This is a genomic window from Streptomyces sp. NPDC111507 (assembly GCF_055638955.1).
Window position 1 is genome coordinate 405,099 of the sequence record NZ_JBVKBU010000002.1, and the last position, 15,218, is coordinate 420,316.

The 15,218-nt window shown below is 69.6% G+C and carries 14 protein-coding genes; 7 read left to right on the forward strand and 7 right to left on the reverse strand.

Features of this window, described 5'->3' with window-relative positions; translation table 11 throughout:
- The first annotated feature begins 261 nt into the window (after window positions 1-261).
- Genes ACZ7M2_RS09300 through ACZ7M2_RS09310 form a run of 3 tightly spaced genes read left to right on the forward strand, consistent with a single transcriptional unit; the run spans window position 262 to window position 3,814 of the window.
- Entirely contained in the window at window positions 262-786 is a 525-nt protein-coding gene (locus ACZ7M2_RS09300) for a PadR family transcriptional regulator (protein WP_067368291.1), read from the forward strand.
- Window positions 783-1,469: an ABC transporter ATP-binding protein gene (locus ACZ7M2_RS09305; RefSeq protein ID WP_471594751.1), complete on the forward strand. Its 687-nt coding sequence runs from the start codon at window positions 783-785 to the stop codon at window positions 1,467-1,469. The genes ACZ7M2_RS09300 and ACZ7M2_RS09305 overlap by 4 nt, the downstream gene beginning before the upstream one ends.
- A complete protein-coding gene (locus ACZ7M2_RS09310) occupies window positions 1,466-3,814 on the forward strand; it encodes an ABC transporter permease (RefSeq protein WP_471594752.1) in 2,349 nt (782 codons plus the stop codon). Before ACZ7M2_RS09305 ends, ACZ7M2_RS09310 begins: the two co-directional genes overlap by 4 nt.
- Before the next feature lie 22 nt (window positions 3,815-3,836).
- Here ACZ7M2_RS09310 and ACZ7M2_RS09315 read toward each other — a convergent pair whose 3' ends face one another.
- Complete coding sequence (locus ACZ7M2_RS09315) at window positions 3,837-4,790, reverse strand: LysR substrate-binding domain-containing protein (RefSeq protein ID WP_352046034.1); 954 nt, start codon at window positions 4,788-4,790, stop codon at window positions 3,837-3,839.
- A 233-nt stretch (window positions 4,791-5,023) separates the two neighbouring features.
- Between ACZ7M2_RS09315 and ACZ7M2_RS09320 the strand changes: the two genes are divergently transcribed.
- Together ACZ7M2_RS09320 and ACZ7M2_RS09325 are read left to right on the forward strand one after the other, a co-directional pair.
- Window positions 5,024-5,578, forward strand: a complete 555-nt coding sequence (locus tag ACZ7M2_RS09320) for a peroxiredoxin (RefSeq protein WP_352045832.1) — start codon at window positions 5,024-5,026, stop codon at window positions 5,576-5,578.
- 6 nt (window positions 5,579-5,584) lie between these two features.
- Window positions 5,585-6,118 (forward strand): alkyl hydroperoxide reductase, encoded by a 534-nt coding sequence (locus tag ACZ7M2_RS09325; RefSeq protein ID WP_352045831.1) that lies wholly within the window; start codon window positions 5,585-5,587, stop codon window positions 6,116-6,118.
- Between the two features lie 232 nt (window positions 6,119-6,350).
- Here the strand turns inward: ACZ7M2_RS09325 and ACZ7M2_RS09330 are convergent, their stop codons facing one another.
- The 4 genes from ACZ7M2_RS09330 to ACZ7M2_RS09345 all read right to left on the reverse strand — a co-directional run bounded on the left by ACZ7M2_RS09330 (window position 6,351) and on the right by ACZ7M2_RS09345 (window position 11,467).
- Window positions 6,351-7,808: an AI-2E family transporter gene (locus tag ACZ7M2_RS09330; protein ID WP_471594753.1), complete on the reverse strand. Its 1,458-nt coding sequence runs from the start codon at window positions 7,806-7,808 to the stop codon at window positions 6,351-6,353.
- Between the two features lie 134 nt (window positions 7,809-7,942).
- Complete coding sequence (locus ACZ7M2_RS09335; RefSeq protein ID WP_248296959.1) at window positions 7,943-8,635, reverse strand: aggregation-promoting factor C-terminal-like domain-containing protein; 693 nt, start codon at window positions 8,633-8,635, stop codon at window positions 7,943-7,945.
- A 435-nt stretch (window positions 8,636-9,070) separates the two neighbouring features.
- A complete protein-coding gene (locus ACZ7M2_RS09340) occupies window positions 9,071-10,396 on the reverse strand; it encodes a PhoH family protein (protein WP_403696810.1) in 1,326 nt (441 codons plus the stop codon).
- 297 nt (window positions 10,397-10,693) lie between these two features.
- Window positions 10,694-11,467, reverse strand: a complete 774-nt coding sequence (locus ACZ7M2_RS09345; protein ID WP_471594754.1) for an isoprenyl transferase — start codon at window positions 11,465-11,467, stop codon at window positions 10,694-10,696.
- Window positions 11,468-12,075: 608 nt separating this feature from the next.
- Here ACZ7M2_RS09345 and ACZ7M2_RS09350 point away from each other — a divergent pair.
- Entirely contained in the window at window positions 12,076-12,411 is a 336-nt protein-coding gene (locus tag ACZ7M2_RS09350) for a DUF192 domain-containing protein (RefSeq protein WP_471594755.1), read from the forward strand.
- A gap of 276 nt (window positions 12,412-12,687) precedes the next feature.
- The gene (locus ACZ7M2_RS09355) at window positions 12,688-13,836 is read left to right on the forward strand and encodes a winged helix DNA-binding domain-containing protein (RefSeq protein ID WP_471594756.1); all 1,149 of its coding nucleotides are present in this window, start codon (window positions 12,688-12,690) and stop codon (window positions 13,834-13,836) included.
- Window positions 13,837-13,856: 20 nt separating this feature from the next.
- Here the strand turns inward: ACZ7M2_RS09355 and ACZ7M2_RS09360 are convergent, their stop codons facing one another.
- On the reverse strand, window positions 13,857-14,633 hold the full coding sequence (locus ACZ7M2_RS09360; RefSeq protein ID WP_471594757.1) for a class I SAM-dependent methyltransferase: 777 nt from the start codon (window positions 14,631-14,633) through the stop codon (window positions 13,857-13,859).
- 108 nt (window positions 14,634-14,741) lie between these two features.
- On the reverse strand, window positions 14,742-15,203 hold the full coding sequence (locus tag ACZ7M2_RS09365; RefSeq protein WP_471594758.1) for a GNAT family N-acetyltransferase: 462 nt from the start codon (window positions 15,201-15,203) through the stop codon (window positions 14,742-14,744).
- Between the last annotated feature and the right edge of the window lie 15 nt (window positions 15,204-15,218).

Sequence of the window (15,218 nt, forward strand, 5' to 3'; positions counted from 1 at the left end):
TCGGGGACGGGGGGGGGTGGCCCGGCCGGCGCGGCTCGCTTGTTTCGGGCTGTCCGGTGGTTGAGGGCGAGGCCGTTCTGGCTGGTGCGGGGGGCTGGGGGCGGAGCTCCCTGGGATGGGACGGGTAGGGGCGGCGGGGGCGAGGAAACCTGGTGACGGAACCGTGACAATCGGGCCTGACCTGCACGGACGTGGCGTCCATCATGATCTATTCGCGGTGTGTATACGTGCGGTGTATACGCCGTGTGTAGAGTGCTCGGCATGTCCATCGGTCACACCCTCCTAGGACTCCTGGAGTCCGGGCCCCGCCACGGTTACGACCTGAAGCGGGCCTTCGACGAGAAGTTCGGTCACGACAGGCCGCTGCACTACGGCCAGGTCTACTCGACGATGTCCCGGCTGCTCAAGCACGGACTCGTCGAGGTCGACGGGATTGAGGCGGGCGGCGGCCCGGAGCGGAAGCGGTACGCGATCACCGACGCCGGGATCACCGACGTACAGCAGTGGCTCGCGACGCCGGAGAAGCCCGAGCCGTATCTGCAGTCGACCCTCTACACGAAGGTCGTTCTCGCGCTGCTCACCCACCGGGACGCGTCCGAGATCCTCGACACGCAGCGCTCCGAGCACCTGCGGATGATGCGCATCCTGACGGACCGCAAACGCAAGGGCGACCTGGCCGACCAGCTGATCTGCGACCACGCCCTCTTCCATCTGGAGGCCGACCTGCGGTGGCTGGAGCTCACCGCCGCGCGCCTCGAAAAACTCGCCGAGGCGGTAACCCGATGACTCCCGCAGGCTCCCTGCTCACGGCCCACGACCTGCGCAAGGCGTACGGCCCCACCAGCGCCCTCGACGGCGCCGAGTTCTCCATCCACCCGGGCGAGGTCGTCGCCGTGATGGGCCCCTCCGGCTCCGGCAAGTCGACCCTCCTGCACTGCCTGGCCGGCATCGTGACTCCGGACTCCGGATCCATCATCTACAACGGCCAGGAGATGGCGACCATGAACGACGCACAGCGCAGCGCGCTGCGGCGCAGCGAGTTCGGGTTCGTGTTCCAGTTCGGGCAGCTCGTTCCCGAACTGACCTGTGTCGAGAACGTCGCCCTCCCGCTGCGGCTCAACGGCACCGGGCGCAAGGAGGCCGAGCGAACCTCCCTGTCCTGGATGGAACGGCTGGAGGTCCACGACCTCAAGAACAAGCGGCCGGGTGAGATATCCGGCGGCCAGGGACAGCGGGTCGCCGTCGCCCGGGCACTGGTCACCAGCCCGCGCGTACTCTTCGCGGACGAGCCCACCGGAGCACTCGACTCCTTCAACGGCGAACGCGTGATGGATCTGCTCACCGAGGCGGCCCGCTCGACCAACGCCGCCGTCGTCCTCGTCACGCACGAGGCGCGGGTGGCCGCCTACTCGGATCGCGAAATCGTCGTACGCGACGGAAAGTCCCGCGACATGGAGCGGGTCGTATGAGCGCCGCTCGCAGCGTCCGGCAGTGGTCCAGAGACCTGGCCATGGGCGCCAAGTTCGCCTTCACCGGCGGACGCGAGGGCTGGATGCGTGCGGTCCTCACGGCCGTCGGGGTCGGGCTCGGCGTCGCGCTGCTGCTGCTCACCACGGCGCTGCCGAGTGCGCTCCAGGCCCGCAGCGACCGCGAGAAGGCCCGTACGGACATCACGTTCACCGATGTGGGCATACCCAAGGCGTCCGATCGGACCCTGCTCGTCGCGGCCGTCGACGACACCTACCGCGACAAGGACATCCGCGGACGCGAGCTGCAGCCCGAGGGGGCCCGGGCGCCGCTGCCGCCGGGGGTGAAGAAGATCCCGGCGCCGGGCGAGATGGTGGTCTCCCCCGCGCTGGCGGACCTGCTGAAGTCCGGCAGCGGGAAACTGCTGCGCGAGCGGCTGCCGTACCGCACCATCGGGACCATCGGGGAGCCCGGTCTCGTCGGCGCGAGCGAACTCAGCTACTACGCGGGCGCCGACAACCTCGCCCCGAGGATCGACGGCTCCAGAGTGACCCGTATCGACCACTTCGGGGAGCCCCTCGGACCGCCCGACAAACTGGACCCCGTACTCCTCCTCCTGATCATCGTCGTCTTCGTGGTACTGCTGCTGCCGGTCGGTGTCTTCATCGCCGCGGCCGTGCGCTTCGGCGGCGAGCGGCGCGACCGGCGGCTCGCGGCACTGCGCCTGGTCGGCTCCGACAGCCGGATGACCCGGCGGATCGCCGCGGGCGAGGCCCTCTCGGGCGCTGTCCTCGGGCTCGTCTTCGGCACGGTTTTCTTCCTGCTGGCCCGTCAACTGGCGGGATCTGTCGAGATCTTCGGCAAGAGCGTGTTCCCGAGCTATCTGAACCCCACGCCCGCACTGGCCGCCCTGGTCGCCGTCGCGGTGCCCGCGGCCGCGGTCCTGGTCACCCTGCTCGCGCTGCGCGGTGTCGTCATCGAGCCGCTCGGCGTGGTCCGTGCGGCCAAGCCCGCGCGGCGCCGGCTGTGGTGGCGGCTGCTGCTGCCGATCGGCGGACTCGCGATGCTCTACCCGATGATCGGCAAGGGCAACACCAGCGGAAACTTCAACCAGTACCTGGTGATCGGCGGTGTCCTGCTGCTCCTGATCGGCGTCACGGCGCTGCTGCCCTGGATCGTCGAAACGGTCGTCGCCCGGCTCGGATCCGGCTCGGTGTCCTGGCAACTCGCCATCCGCAGACTTCAGTTGAGCAGCGGAACGGCGGCCCGCATGGTCAACGGCATCGCGGTCGCGGTGGCCGGCGCCATCGCCCTGCAAATGCTGTTCGCCGGAGTCGAGGGCGACTACACCAAGAACACGTCGAACGACCTCGAGCGGGCGCAGATGCAGGTCCGCCTGCCGTACGACGTCCCGCTCGACCAGGCCCGCGAGCAGTTCGCGCGGACCAAGGGCGTACGACAGGTCACCGCGATCGGCTCCGGTTCGCTGGGCGACAAGAAGCGGGACCCCAATACGTCCACGAACGTGACCGTCGGCAACTGCGCGTCGCTGCGCGAGGTGGCCACGCTGCAGACGTGCCGCGACGGCGACGTCTTCCTCGTCAAGGGCCCCGACAGCGACCTGGACGCGGCGAAGCTCGGCAAGCCCGGCCGAACCCTCTACATCGACCCCTCCTACGACGAGAGCTTCAGGGGCAGGCAGGCCGCCTGGACCGTACCGCAGGACATCAAGGAAGCCCGGGTCCGCACGGACGCGACGAACGGCCTGGGCGGCGGCATCCTGTTCACCCCGAGCGCACTGCCGGCCCAGGCCGCGCGGGCGATCGAAGGCAACGCCTACCTGAAGATCGACCAGTCGACACCGGACGTCTACGATCTCGTTCGCAACACCACGGCGAAAGTCAGCCCGCTGGCCCACGCCTGGACCTGGGCGTCGACCGAGCAGGACAACCGCTACACCTCCATCCGCACCGGCCTGTCCGTCGGCGCGGCCTGCGTCCTGTTCCTGATCGGCGCGAGCCTGCTGGTCTCCCAGCTGGAACAGCTGCGCGAGCGAAAGAAACTGCTCTCCGTCCTGGTCGCCTTCGGCACTCGACGCCGCACGCTGAGCCTGTCGGTGCTCTGGCAGACCGCGCTCCCGATCGCGCTGGGTCTGCTGCTGGCTTCCGTGGTCGGCGTGACCCTGGGCGTGGTCCTGCAGAAGATGACCAGCGTCCCGGTGCGTGTGGACTGGCCGAGCCTGCTGTCGATGACCGGCATCGGCGCGGGAGTCGTCCTGCTGGTGACCGCACTCAGCCTGCCACCGCTGCTGCGTCTGATGCGACCGGACGGCCTGCGCACCGAGTGACGGGGCCCGTGGGCCGGGGCGCTCATGCGTCCCGGTCCCACACCCGTACCGGCAGTGGCCGCAGCGCTTCTCGGAGCGCTGCGGCCAGTTCCTCGTACTCGCCGCCCCGCGCGGCCCCGGCGCGCATCGCCAGCGCGATCCGCCGGGTCGGCGCCGGGTCCGCGAAGTAGCCGGTGAGGAGCTGGTTGCTGCGGGTCGTCTCGACCTTGACGGCGGTGCGCGGCAGCAGGGTGCAGCCGAGGCCGCCGGCGACGAGCTGGACCAAGGTGGACAGGCCCGCAGCCGTGGTGGTGACCGGCGCGTCCTCCCGGCCCGCCTCGCGGCAGATGTCGAGGGCCTGGTCGCGCAGACAGTGCCCCTCGTCGAGCAGGAGCAGGTTGAGCTCGCGCAGGGCTTCGCGGGGGATTCCCTCCCGGCCGCCGAGCGAGTGGTCGAGCGGGGTGACGAGCACGAAGTCCTCGTCGAACAGCGGGAGTTCGGTCATTCCGGGCACACCGAGGGGAACGGCGAGCAGCAGCAGGTCGAGACGGCCGGAGGTCAGCCCGTCGAGGAGGTTGGCGGTCTGCTCCTCGTGGACCTGGAGGTCGAGGTCCGGGTAGCGGTCGTGGACCAGGTTGAGGACGGTGGGCAGGAGGTAGGGCGCGACGGTGGGGATGACGCCGAGGCGCAGCGCACCGGTGAACGGCGCCCGTACCGCCTCCGCCTCCTCCATGAGCGCGCCGACCTCGTCCAGTACCGCCTTCGCGCGTACGGCGAGCCGCTCGCCGGCGGGTGAGAGCAGCACCTTGCGGGTCGTACGCTCCAGGAGGGTCACGCCGAGCGTCTCCTCCAGGACGGATACCGCGCCCGACAGCGCGGGCTGGCTCATGCCGATCGCGGCGGCCGCGTCACGGAAGTGCAGGTGCTCGGCCACGGCGGCGAAGGCGCGCAGTTGGGCGAGGCTCGGCTGACGGCGCCCGTTCCCCTTGGGGCTCATGGGGCCCTTGCCGCTCAGGGCTCCCTTACCGCTCATGGGGCCCTTGGAGCTTGCGTTGCCCATCGGGCTGGCCATGGCCGTACCTCTTACTCATAGTCACTGATAGCCGCAGTCGATCAACACGACCGAGTGTAGCTATTTCTGTAATCAATGCAGCGTGTGCCACCATCAGCTTCGTCCAACCCCCGGGAAACGCCCCCAAAAAGGGCTTTTCCCTGCTGCAAGGAGAGCGCGTGCTCACTGTCGGTGACAAGTTCCCCGAGTTCGATCTGACCGCCTGTGTCTCGCTGGAGAAGGGCGAGGAGTTCCTGCAGATCAACCACAAGACCTACGAGGGTCAGTGGAAGGTGATCTTCGCATGGCCCAAGGACTTCACCTTCGTGTGCCCGACCGAGATCGCGGCCTTCGGCAAGCTGAACGGCGAGTTCGCCGACCGTGACGCTCAGGTGCTCGGCTTCTCCGGCGACTCCGAGTTCGTGCACCACGCCTGGCGCAAGGACCACGACGACCTGCGTGACCTGCCCTTCCCGATGATGGCCGACTCGAAGCACGAGCTCATGCGGGACCTCGGCATCGAGGGCGAGGACGGCTTCGCCAAGCGTGCGGTGTTCATCGTCGACCAGAACAACGAGATCCAGTTCTCCATGGTGACCGCCGGTTCCGTCGGCCGTAACCCCAAGGAGGTCCTCCGGGTCCTCGACGCGCTCCAGACGGACGAGCTCTGCCCGTGCAACTGGACCAAGGGCGAGAACACCCTCGACCCGGTGGCGCTCCTGGCGGGTGAGTAACCCTCCATGTCCCTCGACGAACTGAAGTCCGCCCTGCCGGACTACGCGAAGGACCTGCGTCTCAACCTCGGCTCGGTCATCGGCAACTCGGACCTTCCGCAGCAGCAGCTGTGGGGGACGGTGCTGGCGTGCGCGATCGCGGCGCGGTCGCCGCGGGTGCTGCGGGAGCTGGAGCCGGAGGCGAAGGCTCAGCTGTCGCCGGAGGCGTACACCGCCGCCAAGTCGGCTGCCGCGATCATGGCGATGAACAACGTCTTCTACCGCACGCGGCACCTGCTGTCGGACCCCGAGTACGGGACCCTGCGGGCCGGTCTGCGGATGAACGTCATCGGCAATCCCGGTGTCGAGAAGGTCGACTTCGAGCTGTGGTCGCTGGCGGTGTCCGCGGTGAACGGCTGCGGGCAGTGTCTTGACTCCCATGAGCAGGTGCTCCGCAAGGCGGGCGTCGACCGGGAGACGATCCAGGAGGCGTTCAAGATCGCTTCCGTGATCCAGGCGGTCGCCACGACCCTGGACGCCGAAGCCGTTCTCTCGGAGTAGCCTCCGCGTCTTCTCTCAGGCCCCGTTCACCCTGGCCGGGTGGGCGGGGCCTCGGCATCACCTGGGGGCTCCGCCCCCAGACCCCCTGGGTGAGCTCTTCGGCTGCGGGCCCGGTGGGGGCTGGTCGCGAAGTTCCCCGCGCCCCTAAAAGCATGGGGCGCCGGGCACAGCCCCGTGCCCCAGGGGCGCGGGGAACTGCGCGCCGAGCCCCCACCCGCCCGGGCCGGGATCGTCACGGAGATGGGGGGTGTACCGGGGCCACATCCATCGCCGTGGCGCCCCGCGGCTCCGGCGCGTGGCGGAGTCCCGGCTCGCGGGAGTACGAACGCAGGTATCCCACCACCGTGTTGGTGACCGCCACCAGCGGCACCGCCACCACGGCCCCGCCGATCCCCGCGACCAGCCCACCCGCGGCGACGGAGAGGACCACCGCCAGCGGATGGACCCGGACCGCGCGGCCCAGGATGAACGGCTGGAGGATGTGGCCTTCGATCTGCTGGACCGCGAGGACCACGACGAGGGTCATGACCGCGGTGAACACGCCCTGGGTGACCAGGGCGACGACGACCGCGAGCGCGCCCGAGGCCACCGCGCCGACCAGGGGGATGAAGGAGAAGAGGAAGATGAACACGGCCAGCGGGACGGCCATCGGGACGTCGAGGAAGTAGATGCCCAGGCCGATGAAGGTCGCGTCGATCAACGCCACTATCACCGTGCCCCGGACGTAGGCGGTGAGCGTCCGCCAGGCGCGCGGTCCGGCACCGGCGACGCCCGGCCGGGCCGCCGCCGGCACCAGCTTCAGCGTCCACTCCCAGATCCGCTTGCCGTCGTAGAGAAGGAAGAGCGTCGAGAACATCGTCAGGAGGATGCCGGTCAGGGCTTCCACTATGACGGTCACGCCCTCCAGCCCCGCCGACGTGATCTGGTCCGTGTTCGCGCCGATCGCGTCCCGCAGGTTCTTGGCGATCTCGTTGATCTGCTTGTCCGTCACATGGAACGGGCTGTTGAGGAGCCACTTGCGCAACTCGTCGATGCCGTCCTGGATCTGGCTCGAGAGGTTGTCGATGTTCTCCTGGACCTGCCAGACCACGAACCAGCCGACCAGCCCCATGATGACGAAGCCGAGGATCGCGGTGAGCGCGGTGGCGAGGCCCCTGGGGAATCCCAGTCTCTTCAGGCGCGCCACGGTGGGCTGAAGGAGCGCGGTGATGAGCAGCGCGGCGACGAAGGCCAGGACGACCAGTTGTACGGCGCTGATCACCCGCATCAACACCCAGAGGGTGCCCGCGAGAACGAGCAGCCGCCAGCCGGCCTCGGCCGCGACCCGTACGCCCCACGGCACGGCCAGGACGGGATCGGGCCGGGTGTCCGTCTCCGGCCCACGGGTGTAGTGGGGGACGGGGTCGGAAACGGCGGAGGGCTCCGAACCGGAATCGGATCCCGGTTCACGTTCGTCGGGCGTGGGTTCGGGCGTGGGTTCGGGAGCGGCGTCGACAGGGGGTGCGGAAGGCTTCGCGTCCGTCCGCACCTTCGGCGTGGAGCCGCGCGGCGACCGGTCGTCGGTCTCGTCGATCAGGTCGAGCGAGCCCCCCGACTCCTTCTCCACCTCGGCGCGGCGCTCGTCCAGCCGCGCACCCAGCTCGGTCAGCCCAGCGCCGAGCCGACCGAGCAACCCTGGCACTCTCGACATGATCCGTCCTTTTCCCCCGCTGCTCCCCACCACTCCCCCCTGGAGTCGTCGGTTCCGACCGTACATGGCCGAAGCCCCTCACCCTAGGACGGGGAGGGGCTTCGAAAGGTTGAGCGGCCGGAGGTGACGACAGCTCAGTAGTTGCCGTGAGCCTGCCAGTACGACCAAGCGTCGCAGGGGCTGCCGTAGCGCTCGTTCATGTAGTTGAGGCCCCACTTGATCTGCGTGGCCGGGTTGGTCTGCCAGTCGGCACCGACGGACGCCATCTTGTTGCCGGGCAGCGACTGCACGAGACCGTAGGCGCCGGAAGAGGGGTTCTGCGCCCGGTAGTTCCAGGTGGACTCGTGGTCCACGATGTTGCTGAAGCACTGGAACTGACCGCTGGGGATGATCTGACGCGCGATGGCCTGGACCTCGGCGACGGTGTACGAGGACTGCGGGGCCAGGCTGACAGCGGCGGTGGCACGCGTCTCGGAGCGGCTGGCCGCTTCCGCGGCCTCCTTGCGCGCCTTGGCGTCCGCCGCGGCCTTCTGCTTCGCGACCGCGTCCTTGGCCGCCTGCTTGCGGGCAGCCTCCTCCGCGTCCTTCTTGGCGCTCGCGTCCGCGGCGATGGCCTGTGCGTCGGCCTGCTGCGTCAGGGACGCGGTCTGCACCTGGGCCTGCTGGCCCGCAGGTATGTCCGCGAGCAGAGTCGAGTCGCTCGCCGTAGCCTCGGCGTCGTTCGACGGCTGGCCGGTGTTGCCCGAGGCAACACCACTCACGGCGCCGACAGCGGTGACCGCGGTGGCCGAGGCCACTGCGAGTCCCCGGACCGAAATCCGGCTCACACGGTTTCCTTCCAGCATCGCCCGCTTAGGTGACCCTCGCGGACGCAATCGTGCCCCTGAACGCTGGCCTCCCAACTGCGGGGTCACGGGAGGCACGGGCCCGGTGGGCAACTCCCTTGACGGAAGTGCCGCGTGGTGCGCGGGCGGCATACGACGGCTCTATGAAGTTCTGGTGTTCCTGAGGTGCGGTACCGCTGGGGGTACACGTGTGTCGTATGCGGGGCCTGACAGGACTGAGACTCTGCCGTAACCCGACGCCGCGAGGCAATTCCCCGTTGCGTGTGAAAGCTCACACCCCGTTTACCCCAGGAGTTTCACGGAAACAAGCGCGCACGAAGACGCCGCCCGGCTAGGCTCTTCGCCTTTTGCCGGGCGGCGTCAACTACCGTGCATCCACCACGTTTTGACCAACCAGGTCAAGTGGTTGCAGATGGGTCAGATCTGTCCGTCCTCCAGCATTTCGGTCACAAGCGCCGCGATCTGGGACCTCTCGGAGCGGTTCAACGTCACGTGCGCGAAGAGCGGATGACCCTTCAGCTTCTCCACGACGGCGACCACACCGTCGTAGCGGCCGACGCGCAGATTGTCCCGCTGTGCCACGTCATGGGTGAGAACCACCCGCGAGTTGGCGCCGATGCGGGACAGAACGGTCAGCAGCACGTTCCGTTCCAGTGACTGGGCCTCGTCCACGATCACGAAGGCGTCATGCAGGGAGCGGCCGCGGATATGGGTGAGCGGCAGGACCTCCAGCATGCCGCGCGCGGTGACCTCCTCGATGACGTCGCGCGAGGTGACCGCCGACAGCGTGTCGAAGACCGCCTGCGCCCAGGGGCCCATCTTCTCGGCCTCGGAGCCGGGCAGATAGCCGAGCTCCTGCCCGCCCACCGCGTACAGCGGCCGGAAGACCATCACCTTCTGGTGCTGGCGTCGCTCCAGCACCGCCTCCAGACCCGCGCAGAGCGCGAGCGCCGACTTGCCGGTGCCCGCCCGGCCGCCCATCGACAGGATGCCGATGTCCGGGTCGAGCAGCAGATCGAGCGCGATGCGCTGCTCGGCACTGCGGCCCTTGATGCCGAAGGCCTCCCGATCGCCCCGCACCAGCCGGACGTTGCCCTCGGCGGTGACACGGCCGAGGGCCTTGCCGCGCTCCGACTGGATCGTCAGACCGGTGTGCACCGGAAGGTCGGCCGCTTCGGGGACGTACGCGTGTCCCTCCTCGAAGAGGATGTCCACCTGTTCGCCGGACAGGGTCAGTTCGGACATTCCGGTCCAGCCGGAGGAGCCCGTGATGGCCAGTTCCGCGCGGTACTCCTCGGCGAGGAGGCCGACGGACGAGGCCTTGATCCTGAGCGGCAGGTCCTTCGAGACGACGGTGACGTCGTACCCCTCGGCCTGCAGGTTGCGGGCGACCGCGAGGATGCGGGAGTCGTTGTCCCCCAGGCGGTACCCGCTGGGCAGGACGCTGGGGTCCGAGTGGTTGAGCTCGACGCGTACGGTCCCACCGAGTTCCCCGATCGGGATGGGGGCGTCGAGACGACCGAACCGCACCCGGAACTCGTCGAGCAGGCGCAGGGCCTGCCGGGCGAAGTAGCCGAGTTCCGGATGGTGCCTCTTGGCCTCCAGTTCCGTCACCACGACGATCGGAAGCACTACCTCGTGCTCGTCGAAGCGGCTCAGGGCGTTCGGGTCGGCCAGCAGGACGCTGGTGTCGAGAACATAGGTGCGCCGGTCTGGCATACGGCGCTTTGTGCTGGTCACCACGGAAGGACGTACCCCCTCGGATGAGGTCGGGGAGCGACGGAGAAGAGCTGGACCGGTCCTGGCCGCATTGCGCGGGCCGGAGACCGGCCCTCCGTCTCGTCCGTACAGACCGCACGGTCGGGCTGGTGCAAAGGGCCTCCCGGGCGGACGGCCCCGTGCCGTCCGCTGAGATACGACACCCGTGGTTCGGGCGTCGACCTGCATGGCTTATGCCCTCGAACATGCGAGGCCATGCAAGAGCATGTGGCCACGCGTTCGTTAACTCCGGATGACGCGCACCCCTCGCATCCCCCTGGGTCAGCCTCCGTAGCGGCGGTGTCGCGCCGCGTAGTCGCGCAGGGCGCGCAGGAAGTCGACCTTGCGGAACGCCGGCCAGAAGACTTCGCAGAAGTAGTACTCCGAGTGGGCGGTCTGCCACAGCATGAATCCGGACAGCCGCTGCTCGCCGCTGGTGCGGATCACCAGGTCGGGGTCGGGCTGGTCACTCGTATAGAGGTGCTTGCCGATGAGGTCGATGTCCACCGACTCGGCGACGTCCTCGATCGAGGAGCCCTTGTCGGCGGCGTCGAGGAGCATGGAGCGCACGGCGTCGGCGATCTCCTGGCGGCCGCCGTAGCCGATGGCGACGTTGACCAGTATCCCGTCGACGTGCGCCGTGGTCTCCTCGGCCTCCTTCAGCGCGGTCTGCATCTGGGAGGGCAGGATGTCCGGCGTGCCCACGTGGTGCACGCGCCAGCGGCCGTCGGCGGCGAGGGTGCGTACGACGCCCTCGATGATGCCGAGCAGGGGGACGAGCTCCTCCTCGGGGCGGTCGAAGTTGTCCGTCGAGAGCAGCCAGAGGGTGACGACCTCGACATCGGTCTCCGAGCACCAGCCGAGGAACTCCTCGATCTTGTCGGCACCGGCACGGTGCCCCTGGGCGGCCGTGCTGCCCGCCGCCTTCGCCCAGCGCCGGTTGCCGTCCATGATGACGCCGATGTGCTTGGGCACCTGGTCGTGGTCGAGGTGGCCCTCCACCCTGCGTGTGTAGAACCTGAGCAGCAGCCGGCGCAGGTCGTCCCGCAGGTTCACGTGTTGTCAGCCCCTCCGTGCGGATCGGACGGGCGCGGCAGAGCGGCCTCGCTCAGCGCAACCCCTGTCCATATGGCGGTCCCCGGGGGCGAAGCCTACCCCCGCGAAACCAACGGCCCGGCAAGGGCCTGTCCGGTCGATCACGCTGGAGGAGAGCAACGGCGCCTCGTCGATACCGGTGAACGGGGTGGGGGCGCTGCGTCACCAAGGCCGGTCGCCGAGGTCAGGGGGGCGCACGGGGGCGCAGGCCGGGGCGGCGGGCGGGGTGGGGTGTGGGGGCACAAAAAACGGGCCGGTCCGTGGGGGGGAGACGGACCGGCCCGAGGGGGGGTTTCCACCATAACCCTTCGTAAGTGATGCTGCGTGCATCGGCGTGCCACAACTACTCTCCGAAATCGGACGACGACGCCACGGTGGCCCCGGAACCTCTCATTCAGGGCGTGACCATGGCCGAATCACAGCGGATTCAAAGGGAATGGAGAGGTAAACGGGGAGATCCGGAGGGTTTGCGACCAACTGGGTCTTCCCTGCCGACTCGCCCCCACGTACTCCGGGAGAGTGACGCGCCGCCATGTCGCCCGCTTGACGGCGCCGCTAACTTCGCACCCATGACCATGCTCACCACGCCGGAGACCCCCGCACCGGTGCCGCTGGAGGTCGCCGCGTCGGCCCGCGCCCGGCGCCGTGGACTGCTCGGGCGCGACCGGATCGACGGGGCCCTGCTGCTCTCGCCGGCCGGTGCTGTGCACACGCTGGGGATGCGGTTCGCGATCGACGTCGCCTATTTGGACCGGAAATTCCGCGTCCTGGCGGTGCGGACGATGAAGCCGGGGCGCATGGGGCGCCCCCGTCCACGCTCCCGCCACATCCTGGAGGCGGAGGCCGGGGCGATGGAGCGATGGGGCGTACGGCGCGGGGCGCAGATCACGGTGCACGACCGGTGATGCGGCGTCAGACGGGGCGCAGCACCGCGCAGCCCCCTCCACTGCGCGGTGCTGCACGCGCAGCTTTGCTCACGCGAATTACCTTGGTCTGAACTTACGTGAGGCGAACAGCCCGGACGACCCACCCCCGATAACGATGTGGAAACCCTGTGCAGAAGTCCGTCATGCGGACGGACATCTCACCCATGACCGGTTACATCAGGGTGTTTTCGGCCAATCGGTTCCCGGGCGTTCCAGAGGACAGGATCTGACCTCATTCCCGCCTACCTTCGCCGCATGACCCTGAAGATCACATGGAACGAGGCGAGCGCGCGCCGCATGGAGCGCCAGTCCCTGGCCGCCGCGGCGCGCGGCGGGACTCCGGTCGCCGACGTCGTCGGCGCGATGCTCGGCGCGCACGCACAAGTCCTGTCGGCGGCCGAGGTGTCCGTGGGCGTACGCGCCGATGGGGTCACACGGGCAGATGTACGCGCCGCGCTCTGGGAGGACGGCTCGCTGGTGAAGACGTACGGACCACGCGGCACCGTACATCTGCTCCCCACCGCGGAACTGCCCCTCTGGACGGCGGCGTTGACGGCGATCCCGTCCGGCCGCAGCCCCCTCGCGCCTGCCGCGCGGCTCACCGAGGAGCAGGCGGACGAGGTCGTGGCGGCGATCGGGGACGCCCTGGACGGCGCGCGGCCGACCATCGACGAGTTGAGCGACGAGGTGGTGGCGCGCACCGGTTCCTGGGCCGGGGACCTGGTGCTGCCCGCGTTCCAGGGCATGTGGCCGCGCTGGCGGCAGGTCATGCACCGGGCGGGTCAGCACGGCACGCTGTGTTTCGCCCCGAACCGGGGCCGCAAGGTGACGTACACCCGGCCCCCGCACTTCGAGCCGCTCGCCGCCGACGAGGGGATCGCTCTGCTCGTAGGGCGCTATCTGCGCGCGTACGGACCGGCGACGCCGGGGCAGTTCGCCAAGTGGGCGGCGGCTTCGCGCGGTTGGGCCACGGAGCTCTTCGCCTCGCTGGCGGGGGCGGGGGCCATCGAGGAGGTCGACTTCGAGGGGCCGGCGTGGGTCGCGGCGGGCGACACGGAGTTTCCGGAGGCGCCGGTGAGCGGGGTGCGGCTGCTTCCGTACTTCGACGCGTACGCCATCGCCGCGGGGCCCCGCGAGGTGCTCTTCCCCGGGCCGGCGTACGCGCGTGCTCTCGCGGGCGGTCAGGCCGGGAACTTCCCCGTGCTGCTGGTCGACGGTGTGGTGGCCGGGGTCTGGCACCAGCGCCTCCGGGGACGGCGTACGACGGTCACCGTGGAGCCGTTGGAAGGGCTGACGCCGAGGCAGGAACGGGAGTTGGCGGAGCAGGTGGAACGGGTGGGTGAAATCCTGGAGGCGAGGGCGGAGTTGGTGGTGGGGAAAGTGACGACGGGCCCGCACGCCTGAGCCCCAACGCGAGCCCCTTCTCAGGCGGAACGACGCGGCTTGCGCGCCTCGATCAGGAAGCGGGCGCTGTGCGCGACGAACGAGCCCTTCGCCTCGATCCGCTCGTGCAGGGCCCGCAGCTCGGTCCGGTACCGGTCGACGGTGAAGCCGGGGACCATCCAGATCACCTTGCGCAGGAAGTGGACGACGGCACCGATGTCGTGGAACTCGATGCGCAGCCGCTCCGCGCGCAGGTCGACGACGTCGAGCCCGGCGGACTCGGCGGCGGCGCGGGCGCGGTCCGGGTGCCGGCCGTTCCTGACGTCCTCCGGCAGCGGGCCGAGGAAGTACTCGACGAGTTCGAAGACGCTCGCCGGGCCGACCTGCTGGGAGAAGTACGTGCCGCCGGGGCGCAGGACGCGCGCGATCTCGGACCAGTGCGTCGTGACCGGGTGCCGGCTGGTGACCAGGTCGAAGGCGCCGTCCGCGAAGGGCAGCGGGGCGTCCTCCGGAGAGGCGACGACCACGGCGCCACGGGGGTGCAGCAGGGCGGTGGCCTTCGCGACGTTCGGGGGCCAGCCCTCGGTGGCGACGGTGAGCGGGGGCAGCGTCGGCGCGGAGACGAGCACCTCACCGCCACCGGTCTGGATGTCCAGCGCGGCGGACGCCTGCGCCAGCCGCTCCCCCATCGCCCGCGCATACCCCCACGAGGGCCGCTCCTCGGTGGCACGCCCCTCGAACCAGGAAAAGTCCCAGCCCTCGACGGGCACGGCCACGGCCTCGTCGACGAGGGCTTCGAAGGTACGGGTGGTGGCCATGGGGGGATCTTCTCAAGGGGGTGGTGGGGAGGCGAGGGGTTTTCCACCGGGCGACGGGGGTTCCGGCGGCCGGGGTCCAGGGGTCCAGGACGCTCGTCGCCGGTGCCTTCACTCCCCGGGGAGTACGAGCAGGGTGTGGTCGTCGTCGCCGTGGTGGACGGTTCCGTGGTGCTGGAAACCGTGCCGCTCCAGGAGGCGTACGGACGCGGTGTTGCCGGTGAAGGGGTCGGCGTACAGGGGGCGGGTCCTCTCCAGGTCGAGGAAGCGGGCCAGGGCCTTGGTGCCGATCCCCCGGCCCCAGTACGGGCGGCCGAACCAGTAGCCGATGAAGCGCCGCTCGTTCTCCCACCAGGAGACGAGGTTCCCCGCCGGCACGCCGTCCACAGACACCGTCTGGACGAGGACGGTGTCGTCGCCGAGGATCCTGGTCCTCCAGTGGGACATGAACGCGTCCCGCGGCCGGGGCTCGAACCTCGACCGCCGGGCCGCCTCGGGATCGTGCTCGTAGGCCAGGAACAGGTCGAGGTCGGCTTCGACCACATCCCTCAGTCGCACGTCGTCTTCGCTCATACCGACGAGTGTGGC

Bases quoted from the DNA above. Each gene is read 5' to 3' on its own strand.
- ACZ7M2_RS09300 (WP_067368291.1), top strand. From the start codon at position 262: ATGTCCATCGGTCACACCCTCCTAGGACTCCTGGAGTCCGGGCCCCGC.
- ACZ7M2_RS09305 (WP_471594751.1), top strand. From the start codon at position 783: ATGACTCCCGCAGGCTCCCTGCTCACGGCCCACGACCTGCGCAAGGCG.
- ACZ7M2_RS09310 (WP_471594752.1), top strand. From the start codon at position 1,466: ATGAGCGCCGCTCGCAGCGTCCGGCAGTGGTCCAGAGACCTGGCCATG.
- ACZ7M2_RS09315 (WP_352046034.1), bottom strand. From the start codon at position 4,790: ATGAGCCCCAAGGGGAACGGGCGCCGTCAGCCGAGCCTCGCCCAACTG.
- ACZ7M2_RS09325 (WP_352045831.1), top strand. From the start codon at position 5,585: ATGTCCCTCGACGAACTGAAGTCCGCCCTGCCGGACTACGCGAAGGAC.
- ACZ7M2_RS09330 (WP_471594753.1), bottom strand. From the start codon at position 7,808: ATGTCGAGAGTGCCAGGGTTGCTCGGTCGGCTCGGCGCTGGGCTGACC.
- ACZ7M2_RS09350 (WP_471594755.1), top strand. From the start codon at position 12,076: ATGACCATGCTCACCACGCCGGAGACCCCCGCACCGGTGCCGCTGGAG.
- ACZ7M2_RS09355 (WP_471594756.1), top strand. From the start codon at position 12,688: ATGACCCTGAAGATCACATGGAACGAGGCGAGCGCGCGCCGCATGGAG.
- ACZ7M2_RS09360 (WP_471594757.1), bottom strand. From the start codon at position 14,633: ATGGCCACCACCCGTACCTTCGAAGCCCTCGTCGACGAGGCCGTGGCC.
- ACZ7M2_RS09365 (WP_471594758.1), bottom strand. From the start codon at position 15,203: ATGAGCGAAGACGACGTGCGACTGAGGGATGTGGTCGAAGCCGACCTC.